Raw genomic sequence first — 18,408 nt, 5'->3', positions numbered from 1 at the left:
GCGATCGAGGTCCACCATGAGACTGCTGCACCGTCTGCTCTGCCTGGCCTGCACCGCCGCGCTGCTGGCCCCGCCCGTCTTCGCACGCACCGACGCCGCGCCGCGCGCCATCGCGCCGCGTGGCCCGCTGGGTGCGGAGGAGCTCAACAACATCGCCGTGTTCAAGGCGGCCTCGCCCTCGGTCGTGAACATCACCTCGCTGGCCCTGGAGCGCGAGATGTTTTCGCTGAACGTGCAGCAGGTGCCGCAGGGCACGGGCACCGGCTTCGTGTGGGACACGCAGGGCCACATCGTCACGAACTTCCATGTGATCCAGAACGCGCGCGGCGCGCGCGTGACGCTGGCCGACCAGAGCAGCCACGCGGCGCAGCTGGTCGGCGTCTTCCCCGACCGCGACCTCGCCGTGCTCAAGATCGACGTGCCTGCCGCCCAGCTGCGCGCGCTGCCGATCGGCCGCAGCGCCGACCTGCAGGTCGGACAGGCCGTCTACGCGATCGGCAACCCGTTCGGCCTGGACCAGACGCTGACCACCGGCATCGTGAGCGCACTGAACCGCGAGATCGAATCCGTCACGCGGCGCACCATCCGCGGCGCCATCCAGACCGATGCGGCGATCAACCCAGGCAACTCCGGCGGCCCGCTGCTGGACTCGGCGGGCCGGCTGATCGGCGTGAACACCGCCATCTACAGCCCCTCGGGCGCCAGTGCCGGCATCGGCTTCTCGATCCCGGTGGACGAGGTCAACCGCATCGTGCCGCGCCTAATTCGCGACGGCCGCTTCGTGCGTCCCGCCCTGGGCGTGGCCTATGCGCCGGCGCAGCTCAATCGCGCGCTCGGCCTGCCGCGCGGCGTGGCCATCGTGCGCGTGCAGCCGGGCAGCCCGGCTGCGCAGGCGGGCCTGCGCGCGTTCACGCGCAGCGAGCGCGGCGTGAATGCGGGCGACGTGATCACGGCCATCGGCGGCGAGCCCGTGGCCAGTGCCGACGACGTGCTCAATGCGCTGGAGCGCCTGCAGCCCGGCGACCGGGCCGAGCTGACGCTGTGGCGCGGCGGCAGCACGCGCACGGGGCGCGTGACGCTGGCGGCGTCCGAGGAATGAACGATCAGGCAAGCACGTCACTTACTCGTGGCCAACGGAAGACCGCATGCAGCACAGCACTATCACCATCGACACGCGCGACGGCATCTCGGTGCAAACCTCTGGCTGGGCGCCAGCCGACGTGCCGCGCGCCGTGGTCCAGTTGCAGCATGGCCTGGATGAGCATGCCGGCCGCTACCGCCGCTTCGGCCAGGCCCTGACAGCCGCCGGGTATCTGGTCTATGCGCCGGACGCGCGCGGCTCCGGCCGCAATGCAGCCGGAGCCTACGGGCGCTGGGGCGCGAACGGCTGGCTGGTCTGGATCGACGATGTGCACCGGCTGAACCGCCGCATCCGTGCCGACCAACCCGGCCTGCCGTTGGCTTTGATCGGCCACAGCCTGGGCTCGTTCGCGGCACAGCAATACTTGCTGGACCACTCCGCAGACGTACAGGCTGCCGTGCTGCTGGGCACCAGCGAGCCGGCCGGCATCGCTGCGATGTTGAGCGCCGAAGGCCCGGTCGACCTGAGTAGGCTGAACCAGGGCTTCGAACATAGCACCTGCCTCGAATGGCTGAGCCGCGACGCGGCCGAGGTTGACCTGTACTGCGCCGACCCGGCCTGCGGCTTCCTGCCCGAGCCCTTCAGCGGCATAGCCACGCTGGGCCGCGCGGCCGACCCTGCCGCCCTGTCGCAGGTGCGGGTGGACCTGCCCATCCTGCTGCTGTCCGGCGAGGCAGACCCCATCGCCGGGCCCGGCGGCTCAGGCGTGCAACTGGTCGGGCAGCGCCTACCGCGAGGCGGGCGTGCGCGATGTGGAGGTTGGGCTGTACGCAGACGCACGGCACGAGTTGCTTAATGAGACGAACTGCGACGAGGTGACGCGGCGCATCATAATGTTCCTCGATCGGGTGCTTGGTGGAGCTAAGGCCGGGGCGGCATCCTCACATTGATGGAGGCGCGCGGCGGACCCGGCCGCACAGCTTGGTAGATTGTTCGCAGGACCTTGACCGGCCAATGGCTGGAGGTCTCGATGTGTCACGCCGACTGTTCGACAGCGGCTTGAACCAGAGCGCAAACCCAAGGATCCCCATGCACCAACCCAATGTCTTCATCAGCTATCGCCGTACGGACGCCATCGACGCAGTGCGCGGCTTGTACTTCCAGCTGCGCCTGCGTTTCGGCTCACGCCAGGTCTTCATGGACGTGTCCGGTATCGAGCCGGGTGATGTCTGGCCCGATCGCTTGCAGCGCGCCCTGACTAAAGCCAGCGTCGTGCTGGTAGTGATCGGCCCGACCTGGCTGCGTGCGACCGACCAGTACGGGCGCCGCCGCCTGGACGAGACAGGCGACTGGGTGCGCCAGGAGATCGAGCAAGCGCTGCGCTCCGGCAAGCCGGTGATCGCGCTGCTCGTCGGTGGCCTGACCGTACTACCGCCGGCCGAGGCGCTGCCGGAGCCGCTGCGGGAGCTCCGCAACCGTCAGCATCTCGTGATCCACGACCAGAGTTGGGAAGACAACGTCGGGAGCCTGGCCCGCCTGCTGGTGGATTCGCATGGCTTTCACCCGTCCGACGCGGCGGTGATCTACCCAACGCCCGAGATCAACCTGCCTGCGTTGACTGATGGCGATCTGGACGCGGCATTGCTGACGATTCCTCGCTGGGAGCCCGTCGAGAGCGCCATTCCCAGAGACTACCCACGCACGCGTCTAGAGCTGCGCCGAGGGTTTCGCTTCCGGTCCTTCAAGGACGCGATCGGCTTTCTGCAAGCGCTCGTGGACCCGATCAACAAATTGAAGCACCACCCACGCCTCGAAAACCAATGGCGCACCGTGTTCGTGTACTTCACGACCTGGGACGTCGGCAATCGGATCACGCAACTGGACATCGAAGCGGCCAGGCTCGTCGAAGCGCTCTATGAAAAATTTCGTGCACAGGCTGAATCGAAAGCACCGCAGTGACGTTCCGCCAGACACCGGCTTGAACACACTGTTCCTCGCTATCGTGCTGCCGGTTCGATGTGTGTCACCACGAACCTGCCATCGATCTTCTCGGCCTGGAAGCGCACCTTCTCACCGGCCTTGACCTGGTCCAGCACGGCTTCGTCCCGCACACCGAACACCATGGTCATGCCCGGCATGTCCAGGTTCTTCAGCGGCCCGTGCTGGATCGTGAGCCGGGCGTTGTCCTTGTCGACCTTGCGGATCTCGCCCTCGGCCAGCTCGGTTGCGTTCGTGGTGATGGCGGCCAGCGCGAGCATGGCGGCGATGGTGGTGGTGCGCAGCATGGGATTCCTCGTGATTGAAAAATGGATCAGTGGTGCGCATGCCCGCCGCCGGGCTTGCGGATCTGCACCTCGATGTCGGTCGCCGGCGGGTGGCGCGCCGGCATCGCGGCCGGGCCGGCGCCGTGCTGGCGCGGCGGCTCCGGTGGCACGCTGCCGAGTTCATAGGCCACCGTGCCCGGCGGGTGCCGGTACCAGCCCGGGTTGGCGTAGTCGCCCGGCTTCTGGTCCTTGCGCACCTTAAGCACGCTGAACATGCCGCCCATCTCGACCGAGCCGAACGGGCCCTCGCCCCCCATCATGGGCACGGTGTTGTCGGGGATGGGCATCTGCATCTCGGCCATGTCGGCCATGCCGCGCTCGCCCATGACCATGTAGTCGGGCACGAGGTCGGCGATCTGCCGCACCATGTCCTTGTGGTCCACGCCGATCAGCGTGGGCACGTCATGGCCCATGGCGTTCATGGTGTGGTGGCTCTTGTGGCAATGGAAGGCCCAGTCGCCCGGCTCGTCGGCCACGAACTCGATCTGGCGCATCTGGCCGACGGCGATGTCGGTGGTGACCTCGTACAGCCGCGTGGCCTTCGGCGTCGGCCCGCCGTCCGTGCCCGTCACCTGGAACTCGTGGCCGTGCAGGTGGATGGGGTGGTTGGTCATCGTGAGGTTGCCCATGCGGATGCGCACCCTGTCGCCCAGGCGCACGTTCAGCGAGTCGATGCCCGGGAAGATGCGGCTGTTCCAGGACCACAGGTTGAAGTCCAGCATGGTCATGGTGCGCGGCGTGGCGCTGCCGGGCTCCACGTCATAGGCGTTCAGCAGGAACACGAAATCGCGGTCGACCGGTGCGATCAGCGGGTGCGCGGCCCTGGGGTGCGTGACCCAGAAGCCCATCATGCCCATGGCCATCTGTGTCATCTCGTCGGCATGCGGGTGGTACATGAAGGTGCCGGGCCGGCGCGCAACGAACTCGTAGACGAAGGTCTTGCCGGGCTGGATGGCCGGCTGCGTGAGGCCGGTCACGCCGTCCATGCCATTGGGCAGGCGCTGGCCATGCCAGTGCACGCTGGTGTGCTCGGGCAGCCTGTTGGTCACGAAGATGCGCACGCGGTCGCCCTCGACGACCTCGATGGTCGGGCCGGGCGACTGGCCGTTGTAGCCCCACAGGTTGGCCTTGAAGCCGGGGGCCATTTCGCGCACCACGGGCTCGGCCACGAGGTGGAATTCCTTGACACCATCGCGCATGCGCCAGGGCAGCGTCCAGCCGTTCAGCGTGACCACGGGGTTGTAGGGGCGACCGCTGGCGGGCACCAGCGGCGCCATGGTGTCGGGCGAGGTTTGGACCACGGGCTCGGGCAAGGCGGCCATGGCCGCGCGCGCCACGCTGGCGGCGGCCACGGCGCCCGTGATGGCGCCCGCGCCGCCGAGGAAGTTGCGTCTGTTGTGCATGGGAGATCGTTTCGTGGATGGTTCAGGGCGCGGCAGCGGGCCGGCCGATCAGCGAGGCGGCCAGCGCCGCGTCGGCCAGCCAGAACTGCTGCTGTGCGTCGATGGCGCGCGTGACGCTGGCAACCTGCTCGCGCGCTTCGGCGAGCAGCTCGAACACGCCGATCAGCATGCCGTTGTAGCGCAGCAGGTTCTCGTTGGCGATCACCTGGTGCAGCGGCACGACCTCGTCGCGGTGGTGGCGCGCGATGTCGTAGGCCGTGCGATAGGCGGAATAGTCCTCGCGCAGTTGCGAGGCCGCGCCGCGCACCGTGGCGTCGTAGCGGTGGGCCGCGGCCAGCGTGCCGGCGTCCATGGCTTCGCGCTGCGCCGCGCCCCAGTCGAACAGCGGCAGCCGGATGTCCAGCTCGAAGCCGCGGCGCGTGCCCTTGCCGCCGTCGGCGTTGTCGAACACCGTGTCGCGCCGCACGCCGGCTTCCACGTCCACGAAGCTGGCCCAGCGCGTGAGGCCTTGCGATCGGCCGGCCGCCTCCAGCCTGGCCCGTGCGAGCTGGATGTCCAGGCGCTGCGCGGCTGCGGCGGTGCCGATGTCGGCGGCCTCGCGCGGGGCCGGCGGCAGGTCGGCCAGGCGCGCGGGCAGACGCAGGCGCGCGGCCTGGGCGTCGTCCAGGCCCAGCATGCGCACCAGGGCTTCGCGCGTGGCCATGGCGCCGTGCTGGGCGACGGCCAACTGCGTGCTCGCGTCGGCATAGAAGACCTGCTGCCGCGCGCGCTGCAGGCGGCTGAAGTTGCCCACGGCCTGCATGCGACGCGCGAGTTCGGCGCTGGCCGCGGCCGAGCGCTGCACCTGCCGCGCATAGTGCAGCGCCTGCTGCGCGGCGACGGCGCGCACCCAGGCTTGGCGCACCTGCGTGACCTGGTCGACCACGGCGCTGGCGAGTTGCAGCCTGGCCTGGGCCTGCTGGCTGGCCGCGACCTGCAGGCGCTGCGGCAGCAGGATCAGGTCGACGAGGCCGAACGAGAGCAGCCGGCCGAACTCGAGCTCGCTGCCCAGGCGCATGCGCTCGAAGCTGAACACCGGGTTCGGCAAGCGGCCGGACTGGTTGGCAGTGGCCATGTCGGCCCAGCTTTCGGCCAGCAGTGCCTGCACGGCGGGGCTGTTGGCCAGCGCCAGTTGCACGGCATCGGCCTGCGACAACGGCTCATCCAGCAAAGTCTGCGACAAGGCCTGGCGGCGTTCGCGTTGCTCGGCTGTGCGGCCGAGCTCCAGCGCGCCGCCCGTGAAATCGCGTGCCTGCGTGTTGGCCTCGCGCACGGCCTCGTCGATGCCGACGGAGGCGCAACCGGCCAGCAGCAGCACCAGCGGGGCCAGCGCCCATCGCGTCACGACGCTCATGGCCGCGCCTTGGCAGGCGGCATCGCGTGGCCCTTGTGCGGGCCCTCGGCGGCTGGGGCCTCGGCCTCCTGCGCGTAGGCTTTCCAGCCGCCGCGCTGGCGCACGGTCTCGTTGGCCTGCCGCCAGGGGATCGGCTTGTCGTCGGCCATGGGGCGGTAGCCCTCGAAGGCGGATCGGTAGGCCGGCACGGCCGGTGGGGCCGCAGGTGGCGCGGGCGGCGCAGGCTGGGCCACGGCGGCCAGGGCCACCAGGGACGCAAGGGCGGCCAGCCAATGGGCCGGCGATATGGGGCGCATGGAATCCTCGCAAGATCATGGACGGGACGCGTCGGCCGCGCCTCGGAAGGCGGCGACGCAGGCAGTGCATGGGGCGTTCGCAGACAGCGCGCGGCCAACGCCACGCGTGCGCGAACGCGTCAGGCGCGAGGTGGTCGGTCCAGCACGCGCAGCACGTGCGTGGCCACGGGGCGCGCCGGCTCGCCCAGGTCGGCGGGCGGCAGGGGCTGGGCCGCGCCCCACGCCGGCGGGCCGACGAGCGCGACGGCGTGGCAGATGCCACAGGTGCCGCAGGTGTGCCCCGTGTCCGCGTGAACGGCGCCGTGGTCGTGCACGGCCGCATCGGCTGGCGCCTGCGCGGCATGGTGACCGTGCGCCGCGTGGTCGTCCGCCAGCGCATCCATGGACGCCGCCACCGGCGACGAACCCGGAGCGCAGCCCAGCATCGACGCCGCCGCGTAACCCTGGAAGGGCACGGCCAGCATCAAGGCCCAGAGCAGAAAGGTGCGCAATGAAGACATGGGTTCCGTTGGATGCCGGCGGACCGCAGGGCCAGCGCAGCGAGTCTGGAGTCTTACACAGTGGCAAGGTCAAGAAGCGCAGATGCCCATGGTGCCTGCAAGCCGATGCTTGACTCTGCAGCCACATCAAGGTTCCCAATGCCTGCATCGACTGCCGAGAGAGCTGCATGAACGCCACCCACCCCGCGCCGGACGCCGGCCACGCCACCCATGACCATGGCCACGACCACCAGCACGGCCATGCCCATGACGCGTGCTGCGCGCCGAAGTCGCCCTCGCCCCTGCCCGCAGCAGGCGCCGACGCCGGCCTGGCGCGCTTTCGCATCTCGGCCATGGACTGCGCGGTCGAGGAGGCCGAGATCCGCCGCGCCGTGCAGGGCATCGCGGGCATCCAGGCGCTGCGCTTCAACCTGGGCCAGCGCACGCTGGCGTTCGATGCACCGGCCGCGGCCATCGAGCAAGCGCTGCAGGCGATCCGCAAGAGCGGCTTCGACCCGCAGCCCGTGGCCGACGCCGCGCATGCGGGCCCGGCCGAGCCCCGCGGCCATGCGCACGACCACGAACACGACCACGGCGATGCCGGCTTGAGGCGACTGGGCCTCGCACTCGGCCTGGCCATCGGCGCCGAGCTGCTGCACTTCTTCGCGCCCGACCTGCCGCTGTGGCGCGGCGCCGGCCTGCTGCTGGCTGCCATCGCCATCTGGGCCGCGGGCTGGGGCGTCTACAAGAAGGGCCTGGTCTCGCTGCGCCACGGCCGGCTCAACATCAACGCGCTGATGACCGTGGCCGTGTCCGGCGCCTTCGTCATCGGCCAGTGGCCCGAGGCGGCCATGGTGATGGCGCTGTACGCCATCGCCGAGGCCATCGAGGCCAAGGCCGTGGACCGCGCGCGCAACGCGATCCAGGGCCTGCTGGCCATGGCGCCCGACGTGGCGGCCGTGCGCCAGGCCGACGGCACATGGCGCGACCTGCCGGTGGCCGACGTGCCGCTGCAGGCCATCGTGCGCGTGCGCCCCGGCGAGCGCGTGCCCATGGACGGCACGGTCGAGGAAGGCAACTCCAGCATCGACCAGTCGCCTGTCACCGGCGAGAGCATTCCGCTCGACAAGGCCCCGGGCGACCCGGTGTTCGCCGGCACCATCAACGCCAGCGGCACGCTGCAGGTGCGCGTGACGGCCGCGGCGTCGAACTCCACGCTCGCGCGCATCATCCATGCCGTCGAGGAGGCGCAGGCCACGCGCGCGCCCACGCAGGGCTTCGTGGACCGCTTCGCCGCCGTCTACACCCCCGGCGTGTTCGTGTTCGCGCTGGCCGTGGCGGTGCTGGGCCCCTGGCTGTTCGACTGGACCTGGCTGCAGTCGCTGTACAAGGCCCTGGTGCTGCTGGTCATCGCCTGCCCCTGCGCGCTCGTCATCTCCACGCCGGTCAGCGTGGTCAGCGGGCTGGCGGCTGCGGCGCGGCGCGGCATCCTGATCAAGGGCGGCGTCTACCTGGAAGATGCGCGCAAGCTCAAGGCCATCGCGCTGGACAAGACCGGCACCATCACCGAGGGCAAGCCCAGGCTCGTGCATTGGGCGCTGGTGGACACCGGCGCCGACCGGGCGCGCGTGGAGCGCCTGGGCGCGGCGCTGGCCGGCCAGTCCGACCACCCCGTGTCGCGTGCCATCGCGCAGGGTTTGGATGCCACGGCGTTGCACGTCACCGGCTTCCAGGCCCTGGCCGGCCGCGGCACGCAGGGCCAGGTCGACGGCGCGGCCTACTGGCTGGGCAACCGCCGCCTCGTCGAGGAGCGCGGCCAGTGCACGCCCGCGCTGCAGGCCCGGTTGCAGGAGCACGAGCAGGCCGGCCGCACCGTGACGCTGCTGGCATCGGATGCGGGCGTGCTCGCGCTGTTCGCCGTGGCCGACACCATCAAGCCCTCGTCGCGCGAGGCCATCGCCGCGCTGCAGGCCCTGGGCATCACGCCCGTCATGCTGACCGGCGACAACCAGGCCACGGCCTCGGCCATTGCGCAGCAGGCCGGCATCGCCGAGGCGCGCGGCAACCTGCTGCCGCAGGACAAGCTGGACGCGATCAAGGCGCTGCAACAGCAGCACGGCCCCACGGCCATGACCGGCGACGGCATTAACGACGCGCCCGCGCTGGCCCAGGCCGACATCGGCATCGCCATGGGCGCGGCCGGCACCGACACGGCCATGGAGGCGGCCGACGTGGTGGTCATGAACGACGACCTGCGCCGCATCGCCGAGACCGTGCGCCTGTCGCGCGCCACGCACCGCGTGCTGTGGCAGAACATCACGCTGGCCCTGGGCATCAAGGCGGTGTTCCTGGTGCTGGCGCTGTTCGGCGACGCCACGATGTGGATGGCCGTGTTCGCCGACATGGGAGCGAGCCTGCTGGTCGTGGGGAACGGCTTGCGTCTGCTGCGGGTGCGGATGCAAGGGTGAGGCCGTGCTGCGCGTGAATCCATCGCGAAGACCCATATTCCAAAGATAAAGCGGCACACGTACGCGCAGCAGCGCAGGAATCACGCGCAAGAGCCAGTGCGGGTGCAAAACATTGCAGGAATACTGCACCCTGAATCCCTACCATGGGAAGCTGTTCACCACCCACACGGAGACCCTCCATGACCGAGCTGTTCGACAACCCCATGGGCCTGCAAGGATTCGAGTTCGTCGAGTTCGCCTCGCCGACGCCCGGCGTGATCGAGCCCTATCTGGAAAAGCTCGGCTTCGCGCTCGTGGCCAAGCACCGCTCCAAGGACGTGCTGCTGTACCGCCAGGGCGACATCAACTTCATCGTGAACCGCGAGCCCAAGAGCGCTGCCGGCTACTTCGCGGCCGAGCATGGCCCGTCGGCCTGCGGCCTGGCGTTCCGCGTGAAGGATTCGCACAAGGCCTATGACCGCGCGCTGTCGCTGGGCGCGCAGCCGATCGAGATCCCGACCGGCCCGATGGAGTTGCGCCTGCCTGCCATCAAGGGCATCGGCGGCGTGCCGATCTACCTGATCGACCGCTTCGAGGACGGCAAGTCCATCTACGACATCGACTTCGAATTCATCGAAGGTGTGGACCGCCGGCCCGTGGGCTATGGCCTGAAGCTCATCGACCACCTGACGCACAACGTCTACCGCGGCCGCATGGCGTTCTGGGCCGACTTCTATGAGCGGCTGTTCAACTTCCGCGAGATCCGTTACTTCGACATCCAGGGCGAGTACACGGGCCTGACCAGCAAGGCGCTGACCGCACCCGACGGCAAGATCCGCATCCCGCTGAACGAGGAATCGTCCAAGGGCTCGGGCCAGATCGAAGAGTTCCTCATGAAGTTCAACGGCGAGGGCATCCAGCACATCGCCCTGCTCACCGACGACATCCTGCACACGATCGACCAGCTCGGCCTGGCCGGCGTGCCGCTGATGAGCGCGCCCAACGACATCTACTACGAGATGCTGGAGACGCGCATCCCGGGCCACGGCCAGCCCGTGCCCGAGCTGCAGGCGCGCGGCATCCTGCTGGACGGCACCACCACGGGCGGCAGCCCACGCCTCTTGCTGCAGATCTTCTCGGAGACGGCATTCGGCGGCCCGGTGTTCTTCGAGTTCATCCAGCGCAAGGGCGACGACGGCTTCGGCGAAGGCAACTTCAAGGCACTGTTCCAGTCCATCGAGCGCGACCAGATCCGCCGCGGCGTGCTGGCGACCGAGCCGGCGTAAGGCACGAAGCCGCGCCCGACGCCTTGTGGCGCGAGGTGGGCGCGGACGAGATCGCCGGCCTGCACGCTAGCCGCGTGCAGGCCCGCTTCCCGCAGATCCGTGGCCAAGCGTTGAAGGCACGCGCCTGCATGTACACCGTGACGCCGGACCGCGATTTCGTGGTCGACCAGATGGATGGCGCGTCGAATGTGTGGATCGCCTCGGCGTGCTCGGGGCATGGGTTCAAGCATTCGGCGGGCCTCGGCGAGGCGATCGCGCAGCGGCTGCGCGGGGGTGGCCGGTCGGAGGTGCTGGAGCCGTTCAGGCGGCGGGTGGCCGTGGGTTGAGGCGCCACGCGGCGGCGCTGCAGCTCTGCGCTCAGCTTTCGAGGCTGCAACTGCAGCGCAACTCCCGCACCTGCTCGCCGCCGACCTTGATGAGCCGCGCCGACTTGGCCTCGCGTGCAAAACCAGCCGCCGCATAGAACATGATCGCCCGCGCGTTCGCGGCCAGCACCCACAGGCTCACGCTGGCATGGCCGTGCGTGCGCATCTGCTCGCGCGCCGCCAGCCACAGCATGCGGCCCCAGCCGCGCGACCAGGCGGCCGGAGCCAGTTAGAAGGCCCAGATCTCGGCGCTGCCGGGCGCCACATCGGCGTCGCGCGAAGGCCCGAACGCGATGAAGCCCTGTACCGCACCGTCGGCCCGCGCCACCAGCACCTGCGGCCGCCCCAGGGCCAGCGCGCTGCGCCATTGGGCTTCGCGCTGGTCGATGTCCATGGTGGCCAGCATCGCGCGCGGCAGGATGCCTTTGTAGGCGTGCTGTCAGGACAGGACCTGCACCTCGGCGATGGCGCGGCTGTCTTGGGAGTGGCGGGCTCGATCAGCATGGGGACTGGCTCTTACGACTGCACGATGGGCACCTGCGACCCGTGCGCCGCCTGCACGACGCTGCGGTGCAAACGCATGGCTCCGGCATGAACCAGCGGCGTTTGCGTCATGCGCTTCATGCGCGCAATGCCGGCCTCGAACAGGCAAACGCAGCCGTGATGAGGATGCTGTGCTGACGCATAAGCAATGCCATGCAGGTCCGCCCGCCGGCAGTCCGCGGCAAATGCCTGTGTCGATTCATAACGCAGCGACTGTAGTACCGGAAACTGCTCTTCCAGTCCACATAGGTCCACGAGCCGTAGGCGCGCGGTGCTGCGAAAGCTAGTTAGTGCGCGCTCGCGCAATCGGCCCAGATGGCAGTTGCGCGCCTCTCTTCGAAACAGCGACTCGTACAAGGCCGTGAGCTCGCTGTCGCCCAGGTAGGCCGTGGCCTCGTCGCGCAGATCGAATCGGCCGGCCAAGCTGCCCGGCGGTGCGAGAACAAAGCCGCGAGTCCGGATGCTGTCGCTACGCGCCTTGATGCGCTGCACGCGGTGCCAAATTTGATGCGCAGGGAATTCAACGATAGGTGGATTCAGTGCTTCGAGATTCATGAAGTGAGGTCAATGTGCCTCAGCCGTCGCCAGCGCAAGAATGCGCTCTCCAGAAACGCCCTGCTCCAGCGCAGCGCGCGGAGTCTGGCCGTCCAACGCCATCGAAGGCGCCTCAAGAAAGGCCAGCAATTGCCAGCCGTCGCTGCTGCCAATGCTTTTTGCAAGGGGCTGCAGTAAGGGCCAGACGGAAGGCTCGAACTGCCAGCGCGGCAGCTTGAACCCGCGGCGCAGGTTAGACACCGCGATGCAGCGGCCAGCCTTGATCCAGGCGTTGATCGTCACGCGGCTTGTACCGGCCAACTTGGCGGCTTCGTCGGTATTGATCATGTCGGCGGCATCCATTCGGTCACGGCGGTACTGAGCACCTGACCGCAACACGTTCGCAGACTCCGCAATGCTGGTGTAGGGATCGCTGGACGCTTTGCTGTGAGTGGGCGCACTTCCAGTGACAACAGGTGAAGTAGTGAGAAGGGTGGTCATGCGTTGTCTTCGATGAAGTGCGCTCAGGGCGCGTTGCGCAAATTCAGCTTAGTTGCGGAAAAGAACCCATGTCGTTCCACTTGCCAGAACTGAGTACGACCATGCGCGCGTTGGCACAAGCTGCTCATCGGCTTACTAGCACTAGGAAGGGGCCAAGTAGCACTTATGGAAGTGGGTGTCGAAGAAGGTTCAAAAGGAACCACGGCGCTTGATCGATGAATGACTTCGTAGTGAGCCAACAGCGCACCAATACCTGAGCAAGGTGAGTCAATGGATTTCAGAAGAATCATGCAGAGCTTTCGTCAGCAGGTCGAGAAACCCTGCCAAGGTCAAGAGTCTACTGCTATCGGAAAATTCCGAAAACCTCGTTAAGTTTGAAAAGTTCAGCCACATTAGCCTGAAGACAGAACATTCAGCAAGCGTTCCGCGTCATCGCGCGCCGACGCCACACCACCCTCCACCCGCTCCAGCATCCGCCCCAGCATTCCCCCCGACGGCTCGATCGCCCCGAAGAACAGCACTCTGCCCTGCTCCGCGATCAGCACGACCGGGAAGGTCTCGATCTCCACCGCGTCCAGCACTTCTTCATGCGCATCGACATCGATCCACGCGAACGCGTCGCCCGGGTGGGCGGCGGCCTGGGCCTCGAAGGCGGCGCGCCATTCGCGGCAGACGCCGCACCATTCGGCGCACAGGCAATAGACCTGCCGCGCAGGGCGGCCGGGGGCGGATGTGGGGGCATCGGGCATGGCCGCCATCATGCCGCAGCCCTGCGGATCAGGCGGCCTTGCGGGCTTTGGCGAACTGGTTCTCGGGGCGCGCCAGGCCCAGGTTTTCGCGCAGGGTCGTCCCTTCGTACGCGGTACGGAACAGCCCGCGCCGCTGCAGTTCGGGCACCACCAGGTCGACGAAGGTCTCCAGCGACTCGGGCAGCACCGGCGGCATGACGTTGAAGCCATCGGCCGCGCCGTTCTCGAACCATTCCTGCATGCGGTCGGCGATCGTCGCGGGCGTGCCCACCACCACCCAGTGGCCGCGCGCGCCGGCCAGGTATTCGTACAGCTGGCGCACCGTGTAGCGCTCGCGCCGTGCCAGCTCCAGCACGACATGCGTGCGGCTGTGCGTGCCCTTGGGCGGCTCGGGAATGTAGGGCGGCGGCGCGTCGAGGTTCCACTTTTTGAGGTCCTCGCCGGGCCAGAAGGGCTGCAGTGTGTTGAGGCCCACCGAGGGGTGGATCAGCGACTGCAGCTGCGCCCATTTGGCCTGCGCCTCTTCCTCGGTGCGGCCGATCACGGGTGAGATGCCGGGCAGCACCAGCAGCTGTTCGGGCCGGCGGCCGTAGCGGGCCATGCGGCCCTTCACGTCGCGGTAGAAGGCCTGGGCCTCGGCCAGGCTGGTCCAGGCCGTGAAGATGGCCTCGGCCGTGGCGGCGGCCAGTTCCTTGCCGTCTTCCGACGAGCCGGCCTGCACGATGACGGGGTGGCCCTGCGGCGGGCGGCCCAGGTTCAGCGGGCCCTTCACCTGGAAGTGTTTGCCCACGTGGTTGAGCACATGCAGCCTGGCCGGGTCGAAGTACACGCCCGTCTCGGCATTGCGTACGAAGGCGTCGTCCTCGAAGCTGTCCCACAGGCCCTTGACCACGTCGACGAACTCGTGCGCGCGCTCGTAGCGCAGGGCCGGGTCGGGGTGCCTGTCCAGGCCGAAGTTGCCGTGCACGTTGTCGGCGCTGGTGGTCACCACGTTCCAGGCCGCGCGGCCCTTGCTGAGGTGGTCGAGCGAGGCGAACTTGCGGGCCAGCAGGAACGGGTCTTCGTAGGTGGTGGAGGCGGTTGCGACGAAGCCGATGTGCTTGGTCACGGCGGACAGCGCGGCCCACAGCGTGACGGGCTCGAAGTAGGACACGCGGCCCTGGCGGCTGAAGGCCTCGTCGTCGCCCTTGAATTGCACGCCGGGGCTGTCGGCCACGAAGACCTGGTCGAACAGGCCGCGCTCGGCGATCTGCGCGACCTCGATGTAGTGGTCGATGTTGGTGCCGGCATCGGCCTGCGAGCCCGGGTGGCGCCAGGCGGCGATGTGGTGGCCGGTGGCCATGATGAAGGCGCCGAGGCGCAGCTTGCGTTGGGTCATGTCATCTCCTGGGGTTCATCTGCATTGCACGCAGGGCGTGCTGGCGGTGTCCGGCCGCGCGTCGGCGATGAAGCCATCGCGATTCGGCATGCGCACCTGCGGCAAGGTCGTGGCGTCCAGCACCGCATCGGCCGGCACGATGCCGTTCAGGTGCAGCAGGTAGGCCGTGACGGCGTAGACCTCGTCGGCGGAAAGGCTCTGCGGCGCCTGGTAGGGCATGGCGCGGCGGATGAAGTCGAACACCGTGGTCGCGTGCGGCCAGAAGCTGCCGATGGTCTTGATGGGTTTGGGCGTGGCCAGCGTGCCCTGGCCACCGACCAGCGCGTCGGCCGGCTTGCCCTCGCCCTGGGCGCCATGGCAGGCCGCGCACTGGGCGGCGTAGACCGCCTGGCCGGCGGTGACTGAGCCGCGGCCATTGGGCAGGCCGGCGCCATCGGGCGCAACATCGATGTCCCAGGCCGCGATGGCGGCAGGGGTCGCAGGCCGGCCCAGGCCGTACACCTGGGCCTGCGTGGCGCTGCAGGCCAGCAGCAATGCGAGCGCCAGCGCTTCAGACTTGCGCATTGCTGATGCCTCCGTCGGTTGCCACGCGCCAGCTCTGGATCGCGTTGTAGTGGTAGAGCGAGTTCAGCCCGCGCTGTGCAATGAGTTGCCGGCCCGTGGGCTGCACATAGCCGGTCTCGTCCGTCACGCGGCTTTGCAGCACGGCGGGGCCGCCGTCCCACTGCCAGTCGGCCTTGAAGCGCGTGAGCGCGCGGTCGAGCACCGGCCCTTCGATGCGCGCCTCGCGCCAGGTTGCGCCGCCATCGGTCGACACGTCGACACGCTTCACGCGGCCCTGCCCGGTCCAGGCCAGGCCGCTGATCTCGTAGTAGCCCTTGCCGCGCAGGCGGTGGTCCACGGCCGGGTAGGTGATGACGGACTTGGCCTCCATCGTGAACGTGAACTGGCGCGCACGGCCATCGGGCAGCGAGTCGGTGTACTTGGACGTCTCCTCGCGCGTCATGAAGGGCTGCGCGCCGAGCTTCAGGCGCCGCAGCCATTTGATGCTGGCGTTGCCCTCCCAGCCGGGCAGGAACAGGCGCAGCGGGTAGCCGTGCTCGGGCCGCAGCATCTCGCCGTTCTGCGCGTAGACCAGGAGCGCGTCTTCCCAGGCCTTGGCAATCGGGATGCTGCGCGACATGGCGGCGCCGTCAGCGCCCTCGGCCAGCACCCAGGCGGCCGCGGGATCGACGCCCACTTCCTGCAGGATGGTGGACAGGCGCACGCCGGTCCATTCGCAGCACGACAGCAGGCCGTGGCTCTGCTGGATGGACTTGCTGGCCGGCCCGCGCCACTCCACGCCGGTGTTGCCCGAGCATTCGAGGAAGTGGATGCGCGACACCGAGGGAAAGCGCACCAGGTCGTCCATGCTCAGGATCAGCGGGCGCTGCACCAGGCCGTGCACCACGAGCCGGTGCAGCGCCGGGTCGATCTGCGGGATGCCGGCGTGGTGGCGCTCGAACACCAGGCCGGTCGGGGTGATGATGCCGTGCAGGTTCTGCAGCGGCGTGAGCGACGATGACGCGCCGGGCAGCACGGCCGTGCCGCGCGTGCGGCGCACCACGTGGGCCTCGTGCACATCGGGCAGGCCGTAGCCGCGCCACAGCACGGGCTCGCCGGGTGTGCGCGTCCAGGGCGGGATGTCGAGCGGCGCTTCTTCGGCTGCGCGTGCACCCAAGGCCAGGCCCGCGGCGCCCAGCGCGGCGGAGCGGCCCAGGAAACGGCGGCGCGATGCGGTCGTGCCGGGCCCGCTCACGCGGCCACCGCCGCGGCCGGTGCGCTGGCCCTGGGCGCCGGCGTCAGCGCGAGCGAGGGCCGCCCGTCCACGCCCACCGGCACGTCGCCGGCCAGCGTCACGCGGCGCACCACGCGGTGCTGGTCGCCATAGTCGTTGATGGCGTAGTGCTGCGTGGCGCGGTTGTCCCAGATCACCACGTCGCCGGCCCGCCAGCGCCAGCGCACGGTGTTCTCCAGCCGGATCACGTGGGCCTGCAGCGCGGCCAGCAAGTGCGCCGAGTCCTGCGAATTGAAGCCCTGCAGGCGCTGTGCGAAATGGCCCAGCACCAGGCTGCGCTCGCCGGTCTCGGGGTGCACGCGCACCACGGGGTGCTCGGTCTCGTACAGCGTGGAGGTGAACACCTCGCGGTAACGCTTGACGGCCTCCTGCGACACCTCGTGGGGCGCGCGCTGCTGTGCGTAGTCGTACTGGTTGCTGTGCACGGCGCGCAGGCTGTCGGCCAGCGTGCGCAGCGGCTGCGGCAGGTCGTCGTAGGCGGTGACGGTGTTGGCCCACACGGTGTCGCCGCCCACGGGCGGGATCACCACGCCGCGCAGCACCGAGATCTTGGGCGGCGCATGCGCGAAGGTCACGTCCGTGTGCCAGGAGTTGGCGCGGCCGCCGTGCTGCGAGTCGAGCTCCAGCACCGTGGCGGTGCCCGCGCGCGAGGGCACGGTGGGGTGCGCCACGGGCTCGCCCAGTCGGCGCGCGAAGGCCTCCTGGCCGGCATCGTCGAGCTGCTGCTGGCCGCGCAGGAACAGCACCTTGTGGCGCAGCAGCGCTGCATGCAGCGCGGCCAGCGTGCCCTCTTCCAGCGCGGCGGACAGCGCCACGCCGCGCACCTCGGCGCCGATGCGGCCGGCCAGCGGCACGAGGTCGAGCGCGGTCGTCGCGTCGTGGGTAGCTACCTGGGTCATGGGTTCTCCTGGGTGATGAAGCGGCGGATTCTGGAGAGCGGCGCGCGGCGCGTGAACGACCAAGATCGCAGGTGCTTATGCGCAAACCGTTGGTGCGCGCGCGGGCCGCACAATGCCGCGTCCCACCCTCTGCCGCCGCCCCATGGAATCGCCCGACACCGCCCTGGTCCACGCCCTCGAAGAACGCGCCTTCAACGCCTGGCCGGCGCGCCAGGCGGTGCTGCACGGCGGCTGGCTGTTCCGGCTGTCGGACGGGTTCACCAAGCGCGCGAACTCGGCCAACGCCGTGCTGCCCGGGGCAAGCTTCGACGGCCAGCGTGCCGCCGCCGAGGCTTTCTATGCGCGCCACGGGCAGCCGGCCGTGTTCCGCATCTCGCCGCTGGCGCCGCCCGCGGCAGACCGCGAGCTGGCCGAGGCCGGCTACGCCGTGCTGGACCCGAGCCTGGTGCTGCACGCGCCGTTGCCGGGCCTGCAGGCTCAGGCCCATGTGCATGTGGCGAGCGAGCGGTCGGACGCCTGGCTGGACGGCCTGGCCGCCGCCAATGGCGTGCCGCGCCAGCAATGGGCCATGCACCACGCCATGGTGCACTTGATCGCGCTGCCAGCCGGCTTCGCCACGGTGCTCATCGGCGGGCAGCCGGTCGCGTACGGCCTCGCCGTGCTGGAGCGCGGCGCGGTCGGGCTGTACGACCTCGTGGTGGCACCACAGCACCGCGGCCAGGGGCACGGGCGCGCGCTGGTGCAGGGCCTGCTGCACTGGGGGCAGCACGCGGGCGCAGGCTGGGCCTACCTGCAGGTCAGCGCGCAGAACGCGCCGGCCTGTGCGCTGTACGCGGCGCTGGGGTTCACACGCTGCTATGGCTACCACTACCGCGCCAAGGCGGCCTGAGTCA

General features: G+C 69.4%; 21 protein-coding genes. 7 read left to right on the top strand and 14 right to left on the bottom strand.

The genetic code is table 11. The features are described 5' to 3' along the window. Positions 1 to 16: 16 nt before the first annotated feature. From ASF43_RS02070 to ASF43_RS02060, 3 genes are all read left to right on the top strand, one after another. On the top strand, positions 17 to 1,099 hold the full coding sequence (locus ASF43_RS02070; protein WP_156373094.1) for a S1C family serine protease: 1,083 nt from the start codon (positions 17 to 19) through the stop codon (positions 1,097 to 1,099). Positions 1,100 to 1,145: 46 nt separating this feature from the next. Beyond that, positions 1,146 to 1,937: an alpha/beta fold hydrolase gene (locus tag ASF43_RS02065; protein ID WP_156373093.1), complete on the top strand. Its 792-nt coding sequence runs from the start codon at positions 1,146 to 1,148 to the stop codon at positions 1,935 to 1,937. A 233-nt stretch (positions 1,938 to 2,170) separates the two neighbouring features. Beyond that, positions 2,171 to 3,040 (top strand): 4a-hydroxytetrahydrobiopterin dehydratase, encoded by an 870-nt coding sequence (locus ASF43_RS02060; protein ID WP_056175960.1) that lies wholly within the window; start codon positions 2,171 to 2,173, stop codon positions 3,038 to 3,040. Positions 3,041 to 3,078: 38 nt separating this feature from the next. Here the strand turns inward: ASF43_RS02060 and ASF43_RS02055 are convergent, their stop codons facing one another. From ASF43_RS02055 to ASF43_RS02035, 5 genes are all read right to left on the bottom strand, one after another. Beyond that, a complete protein-coding gene (locus ASF43_RS02055; protein WP_056175957.1) occupies positions 3,079 to 3,366 on the bottom strand; it encodes a copper-binding protein in 288 nt (95 codons plus the stop codon). Positions 3,367 to 3,392: 26 nt separating this feature from the next. Then, positions 3,393 to 4,808 (bottom strand): multicopper oxidase family protein, encoded by a 1,416-nt coding sequence (locus ASF43_RS02050; protein WP_056175954.1) that lies wholly within the window; start codon positions 4,806 to 4,808, stop codon positions 3,393 to 3,395. A gap of 22 nt (positions 4,809 to 4,830) precedes the next feature. Further along, positions 4,831 to 6,201 carry a TolC family protein gene (locus tag ASF43_RS02045; protein WP_056175952.1) on the bottom strand — a complete coding sequence of 457 codons (1,371 nt, stop codon included), beginning with the start codon at positions 6,199 to 6,201 and terminating at the stop codon, positions 4,831 to 4,833. Further along, positions 6,198 to 6,497, bottom strand: a complete 300-nt coding sequence (locus tag ASF43_RS02040; RefSeq protein WP_056175948.1) for a hypothetical protein — start codon at positions 6,495 to 6,497, stop codon at positions 6,198 to 6,200. The genes ASF43_RS02045 and ASF43_RS02040 overlap by 4 nt, the downstream gene beginning before the upstream one ends. Before the next feature lie 119 nt (positions 6,498 to 6,616). Continuing rightward, positions 6,617 to 6,997, bottom strand: coding sequence for a hypothetical protein (locus ASF43_RS02035; protein ID WP_082497543.1), 381 nt, complete (start codon positions 6,995 to 6,997; stop codon positions 6,617 to 6,619). A 167-nt stretch (positions 6,998 to 7,164) separates the two neighbouring features. Here ASF43_RS02035 and ASF43_RS02030 point away from each other — a divergent pair, with 167 nt between their 5' ends. The 3 genes from ASF43_RS02030 to ASF43_RS02020 all read left to right on the top strand — a co-directional run bounded on the left by ASF43_RS02030 (position 7,165) and on the right by ASF43_RS02020 (position 11,035). Further along, positions 7,165 to 9,444: a cation-translocating P-type ATPase gene (locus ASF43_RS02030; RefSeq protein ID WP_082497542.1), complete on the top strand. Its 2,280-nt coding sequence runs from the start codon at positions 7,165 to 7,167 to the stop codon at positions 9,442 to 9,444. 179 nt (positions 9,445 to 9,623) lie between these two features. Then, positions 9,624 to 10,709, top strand: a complete 1,086-nt coding sequence (gene hppD / locus ASF43_RS02025; RefSeq protein WP_056175942.1) for a 4-hydroxyphenylpyruvate dioxygenase — start codon at positions 9,624 to 9,626, stop codon at positions 10,707 to 10,709. 23 nt (positions 10,710 to 10,732) lie between these two features. Then, positions 10,733 to 11,035 (top strand): FAD-dependent oxidoreductase, encoded by a 303-nt coding sequence (locus ASF43_RS02020; protein WP_056175939.1) that lies wholly within the window; start codon positions 10,733 to 10,735, stop codon positions 11,033 to 11,035. A 31-nt stretch (positions 11,036 to 11,066) separates the two neighbouring features. Here the strand turns inward: ASF43_RS02020 and ASF43_RS02015 are convergent, their stop codons facing one another. The 9 genes from ASF43_RS02015 to ASF43_RS01980 all read right to left on the bottom strand — a co-directional run bounded on the left by ASF43_RS02015 (position 11,067) and on the right by ASF43_RS01980 (position 17,515). After that, positions 11,067 to 11,303, bottom strand: coding sequence for an N-acetyltransferase (locus ASF43_RS02015; RefSeq protein WP_255358092.1), 237 nt, complete (start codon positions 11,301 to 11,303; stop codon positions 11,067 to 11,069). After that, positions 11,304 to 11,480, bottom strand: a complete 177-nt coding sequence (locus tag ASF43_RS30320) for a hypothetical protein (protein WP_156373092.1) — start codon at positions 11,478 to 11,480, stop codon at positions 11,304 to 11,306. 110 nt (positions 11,481 to 11,590) lie between these two features. Further along, entirely contained in the window at positions 11,591 to 12,172 is a 582-nt protein-coding gene (locus tag ASF43_RS02010; RefSeq protein WP_082497541.1) for an RES family NAD+ phosphorylase, read from the bottom strand. 9 nt (positions 12,173 to 12,181) lie between these two features. Further along, positions 12,182 to 12,652 (bottom strand): helix-turn-helix domain-containing protein, encoded by a 471-nt coding sequence (locus tag ASF43_RS02005; protein ID WP_056175931.1) that lies wholly within the window; start codon positions 12,650 to 12,652, stop codon positions 12,182 to 12,184. Between the two features lie 392 nt (positions 12,653 to 13,044). After that, positions 13,045 to 13,401: a thioredoxin domain-containing protein gene (locus ASF43_RS02000; RefSeq protein WP_162241750.1), complete on the bottom strand. Its 357-nt coding sequence runs from the start codon at positions 13,399 to 13,401 to the stop codon at positions 13,045 to 13,047. A gap of 28 nt (positions 13,402 to 13,429) precedes the next feature. Next, positions 13,430 to 14,779, bottom strand: coding sequence for an LLM class flavin-dependent oxidoreductase (locus tag ASF43_RS01995; RefSeq protein WP_056175925.1), 1,350 nt, complete (start codon positions 14,777 to 14,779; stop codon positions 13,430 to 13,432). 15 nt (positions 14,780 to 14,794) lie between these two features. Continuing rightward, positions 14,795 to 15,343 (bottom strand): c-type cytochrome, encoded by a 549-nt coding sequence (locus ASF43_RS01990; RefSeq protein WP_056175922.1) that lies wholly within the window; start codon positions 15,341 to 15,343, stop codon positions 14,795 to 14,797. Next, a complete protein-coding gene (gene soxC / locus ASF43_RS01985; RefSeq protein WP_056175919.1) occupies positions 15,330 to 16,577 on the bottom strand; it encodes a sulfite dehydrogenase in 1,248 nt (415 codons plus the stop codon). The genes ASF43_RS01990 and soxC overlap by 14 nt, the downstream gene beginning before the upstream one ends. Beyond that, complete coding sequence (locus ASF43_RS01980; protein ID WP_056175916.1) at positions 16,574 to 17,515, bottom strand: TauD/TfdA family dioxygenase; 942 nt, start codon at positions 17,513 to 17,515, stop codon at positions 16,574 to 16,576. Before ASF43_RS01980 ends, soxC begins: the two co-directional genes overlap by 4 nt. Positions 17,516 to 17,657: 142 nt before the next feature. On the opposite strand from ASF43_RS01980, the gene ASF43_RS01975 reads away from it, so the two are divergent. Then, positions 17,658 to 18,404 carry an N-acetyltransferase gene (locus ASF43_RS01975; RefSeq protein WP_056175912.1) on the top strand — a complete coding sequence of 249 codons (747 nt, stop codon included), beginning with the start codon at positions 17,658 to 17,660 and terminating at the stop codon, positions 18,402 to 18,404. Positions 18,405 to 18,408: the final 4 nt, after the last annotated feature.

Origin of the sequence: Pseudorhodoferax sp. Leaf267, assembly GCF_001422405.1 — a bacterium.
Taxonomy (GTDB): Bacteria; Pseudomonadota; Gammaproteobacteria; order Burkholderiales; family Burkholderiaceae_C; genus Pseudorhodoferax.
This window is presented reverse-complemented; position numbering and strand designations above follow the sequence as displayed.